At 33.0% G+C, this 3929-nt stretch carries 5 protein-coding genes and 1 pseudogene; all 6 read left to right on the top strand.

What is annotated here, in order from left to right:
* The first annotated feature begins 17 nt into the window (after positions 1 to 17).
* Positions 18 to 1040: a replication initiator protein A gene (locus ACTTG8_RS09890; protein WP_442561941.1), complete on the top strand. Its 1023-nt coding sequence runs from the start codon at positions 18 to 20 to the stop codon at positions 1038 to 1040.
* Between the two features lie 52 nt (positions 1041 to 1092).
* The gene (locus ACTTG8_RS09885) at positions 1093 to 1947 is read left to right on the top strand and encodes an ATP-binding protein (protein WP_442561940.1); all 855 of its coding nucleotides are present in this window, start codon (positions 1093 to 1095) and stop codon (positions 1945 to 1947) included.
* A gap of 4 nt (positions 1948 to 1951) precedes the next feature.
* A complete protein-coding gene (locus ACTTG8_RS09880) occupies positions 1952 to 2437 on the top strand; it encodes a PcfB family protein (RefSeq protein WP_442561939.1) in 486 nt (161 codons plus the stop codon).
* Between the two features lie 24 nt (positions 2438 to 2461).
* Positions 2462 to 2998 (top strand): MT-A70 family methyltransferase, encoded by a 537-nt coding sequence (locus ACTTG8_RS09875; protein ID WP_442561938.1) that lies wholly within the window; start codon positions 2462 to 2464, stop codon positions 2996 to 2998.
* Between the two features lie 26 nt (positions 2999 to 3024).
* Positions 3025 to 3225 (top strand): hypothetical protein, encoded by a 201-nt coding sequence (locus ACTTG8_RS09870; RefSeq protein WP_442561937.1) that lies wholly within the window; start codon positions 3025 to 3027, stop codon positions 3223 to 3225.
* A 26-nt stretch (positions 3226 to 3251) separates the two neighbouring features.
* Positions 3252 to 3809, top strand: a pseudogene (locus ACTTG8_RS09865) (type IV secretory system conjugative DNA transfer family protein); the annotation flags it as partial.
* Between the last annotated feature and the right edge of the window lie 120 nt (positions 3810 to 3929).

Here is a 3929-nt window from a genome sequence, read left to right as displayed (position 1 = left end):
TAAAGAAGGAGGAAGTTATGAGTATCAAATTTAGCTACTATTACGGAAAAGAAGCAGAACAATTCTCCTTTTTTCGTATTCCCAAACTGTTATTTACAGATAAGACATTTGGCAGCCTTAGCAGTGATGCCAAAGTGCTTTACGGTATTTTATTAGACAGAATGAGCCTTTCTATGAAAAACGGGTGGCTTGATGAAGAAAATAAAGTGTTTATTATCTTTACCATAGATGAAATAGAAGAAACTATGAATATAGGCAGGAATAAGGCAGTAAATATTATGAAAGAAATACAGGATTTCGGACTGATAGAAAAGAAAAGAAGAGGTCTTGGAAAGCCAAATATCATCTATGTCAAAAATTTTCTTGTGGAAACGGTGGAAGAAAGTACAATGCAAGAGGAGAGGAATAATGAAAATAGAAGTTTGGATAACAAATTACAAGAAGTTTTAAAAGCAAACTTACAGAAGTTTGAAAAACAAACTTCAAGAAATTTAGAAAATAAACTTCAAGAAGTTTCAAAAACAAACTCTAATAATACTAATATAAATAATACTAAAATGAATAAAACTAAAGAGAATGATACTGATATCAGTAATACCACCTACATAGGAAAAGTGATATATGAAACAGAAGTAGAAAATAAAGGAGGAGGTGAAACGAAAAAAACAATAAAGCAAAATATAGAGTATTTGGATTTACTCAGTAGGGACGGCAGTAGTAAAGAAAGGATAGACCTTATTGTAGAAATTATGACGGATGCAGTAACAGGAAAAAAAGACTTAAAGATAAACCAAACTTGGATAAGCTATGAAAAAATCAGAGAAAGGTTTTTAAGTCTAAAAAAAGAGCATATAGAGTATGTTTTGTGTGTTCTAAAGGAAAATACATCAAAAATTGCACATCTTAAAGCCTATTTGCTATCGCTTATCTACAATGCCCCTATAAACATAGCATATTATAAGAAACCGCCTCAAACGAAATATAGCTTAGGAAATTATGCAAATGATGAAAGGTTATGGCAGGAATTTTTAAAAGGCTGACAGACAAAAACATAAGTATTAAAAATTAGCTTAGAGAAAGTGAGGATTGAAAATGGAAACGACGAAAGAACTACTTGATAATGTACTTCAAAACATGGAAAAGAGTATACTTAATGAGGACAACGGAGATTATGTAAAGAACGAAGATGGGCTTGTTTATTGTGGAAAGTGCAATACAGCAAAGCAACAGATGGCAAACATAGGAGGAGTTTTAAGAAAAATACCGAAAAACTGTGATTGCAGAAATAAGGAGATAGAAAAGCAAAGAAAAGAAATGGAAGAATTCGAGCATGGTATGCGAATAAATATGTTTAAGAGTATGGCATTTGATGATGAGCTAATGTATGCACAGACCTTTGAAAGAGAAGATGGGAGCTTAGAGTATAGGCAGGCAGGATTAAACTATGTAAAGCATTTTGAAGATATGGAAAAAGAAAATATAGGACTTATATTAACAGGTGCGGTTGGAACCGGAAAAACATACTTGGCAGCTTCTATTGCAAATGCCTTGATAGAAAAAGGAGTATCCGTTAGAATGACTAATTTTGGAGTTATATTAAACGATATGATGAATCTACAGATAGATAAAAATAAGTATATCAAAAACCTAAACAGTAACAGACTTTTGATTATAGATGATTTTGGGATACAAAGAGATACCTCATTTGCCATGGAGCATATTTTTAATATTATAGACAGCAGATATAGGGTGAATAAGCCTATCCTTGTTACAACCAATCTGCCAATCTCATATTTGATGAATACAACTGACTTAAAAGAAAAAAGGATATACTCCAGACTACTTGAAATGGCAACCCCACTTATCTTCAACGGAGAAAATCATAGAATAAAAACCATGAGAGAAAAGGCAATGGTAGCCAATATGGTTTTGATGGAAGGCAGGTGATACCTTGGTAAACGAAGAAGTAACAAGACAGGTGCTTGCGGTAAAGAAAAAAGCACTCAATCTTACAGCAAGAGAAGTAATAAAACTGATGAAAAGGATACTTAACAAGGCGGAAAAAGAGAAAAACGGCTTTAAGGAGTTTATAGACAAGCAAAAGCCTACAAGTGTAAAAGACTTATTAAAAAAAGGCAAAGTGGAAACCTTAGAATTAAATGATGTGGACTTAAAGAGCCTAAAAAGAGAGCTAAACAAAAATGGGGTAAAATTCAGTATCAAAAAAGACCTGACAACAGGAAACAATATTATTTTCTTTCAAGCCAAAGATGAAAAGATTATGGAACAGGCTTTCAAAGATACCGTAGCAAAATTTGCAGGAAAGAATAAGCAAAGAGAGTCGGTAATGAACAAACTCAATGTATTCAAAGATAAGGTTAAAAATATGCCACAGAAAGATAAGATTAAAGAAAAACATCAGGAGCAAAGCCTATAAGGGAAAGGGGGGTGAAGTTTATTATTGAAAAAGTATAAAATTATCTATGCCGATCCTCCATGGAAATATGACAGAAAAATAGGAGAAGGTGTGGCAGAAAAGCAATATCCTACTATGGAGATAGAAGAAATATGCAGTCTACCTGTAAAAGAGATTTCAGATAAAGACTGCATTCTTTTCTTATGGGCAACCTTTCCGAAGTTAAAGGAGGCTCTAAGAGTAATTGAAGCTTGGGGATTTAAGTATAGGACAGTAGCCTTTGTTTGGGTAAAATTAAATAAAAAGAAACAAACACCATACTTTGGACTTGGAAATTGGACAAGAAGTAATGCCGAGATATGCTTGCTTGCGAAAAGAGGAACACCTAAAAGAAAATCCAACAAAGTATTTCAGCTTATCTTTTCCCCATTAGAATATCATAGCAAAAAGCCTGATATTGTAAGAGATAAAATAGTAGAACTTGTAGGCGATGCAGAAAAAATAGAACTATTTGCAAGAGCAAAAACGAAAGGCTGGGATATTTGGGGAAATGAAGTAAAAAGTGATATAATGTTAAAGTAATAATTGTAGAAAGGAAAGCTGCCTAAATGAAGAAAAATATATGTCCAAGATGTAGCCGTAAAATGAAACAGCAGTTTATAGGACTGCTACATTGTAAATGCGGTATCAGCTATCATAAAGATATGGGATACTTTGAAAGAACAGGAGATATGATTTTTGCATTAGAAAGGAAAAATATAGGCAAAAAAATAAAGCAAGTTCCTGTAATCAGATACAAAGATGAGTAAATCAGGAGGGAGTGATAAAAACGAAGATTGTAAAAGAAATACTAAAAGATATAAAAAATATACTTAACATAAGAGATAAGAAAAAGTTTTTATTTAAGAACTTGCCTTATCTCTTTTTCTTTTATCTGGGGAATATAGCGTCAAGGCATATAAACAGCTACAAGGGCGGAGATTTTATAGACAAAGTAATTGCGGCATTATCAAATATAGCGGATATGTCGTATCTGCCATCATTTCATATAGATGAGCTTCTTGCAGGTATTTGTTTTTCCGCAGGCATTTGGCTTATTGTTTATCAAAAAAAGAAAAATGCAAAGAAATTTCGCCAAGGAGTAGAATATGGTTCAGCCAGATGGGGAGGTATTAAAGACATAGAGCCTTATGCAGATGAAAAATTTGAAAACAACATACTTTTAACCAATACGGAAAGACTTACTATGAACAGTAGACCTAAATTACCTAAATATGCAAGAAATAAAAATGTACTTGTAGTAGGGGGAAGTGGCAGTGGAAAAACCAGATATTTTGTGAAACCTAATTTAATGCAAATGCATTCATCATATGTTGTAACCGATCCGAAAGGATTAGCCTTTTAGGGACAGAGAAAATAATAAAACTTGGAAAGGAGGTAATTCTCATGTCAAATACGAAAAGAACAGGACAAACAGCCCTTTATGAGCGTTTAAGTCGTGATGATGAAATGC

This window comes from Catonella sp. (genome assembly GCF_052173895.1).
Taxonomy (GTDB): Bacteria; Bacillota; Clostridia; order Lachnospirales; family Lachnospiraceae; genus Catonella.
The sequence above is the reverse complement of the archived record's forward strand: the minus strand, read 5'-3'. Positions and strand labels throughout refer to the sequence as shown.

What these genes read in the sequence shown, in the direction of transcription:
- ACTTG8_RS09890 (WP_442561941.1), top strand. Translation starts at nt 18, where the DNA reads ATGAGTATCAAATTTAGCTACTATTACGGAAAAGAAGCAGAACAATTC.
- ACTTG8_RS09885 (WP_442561940.1), top strand. Translation starts at nt 1,093, where the DNA reads ATGGAAACGACGAAAGAACTACTTGATAATGTACTTCAAAACATGGAA.
- ACTTG8_RS09870 (WP_442561937.1), top strand. Translation starts at nt 3,025, where the DNA reads ATGAAGAAAAATATATGTCCAAGATGTAGCCGTAAAATGAAACAGCAG.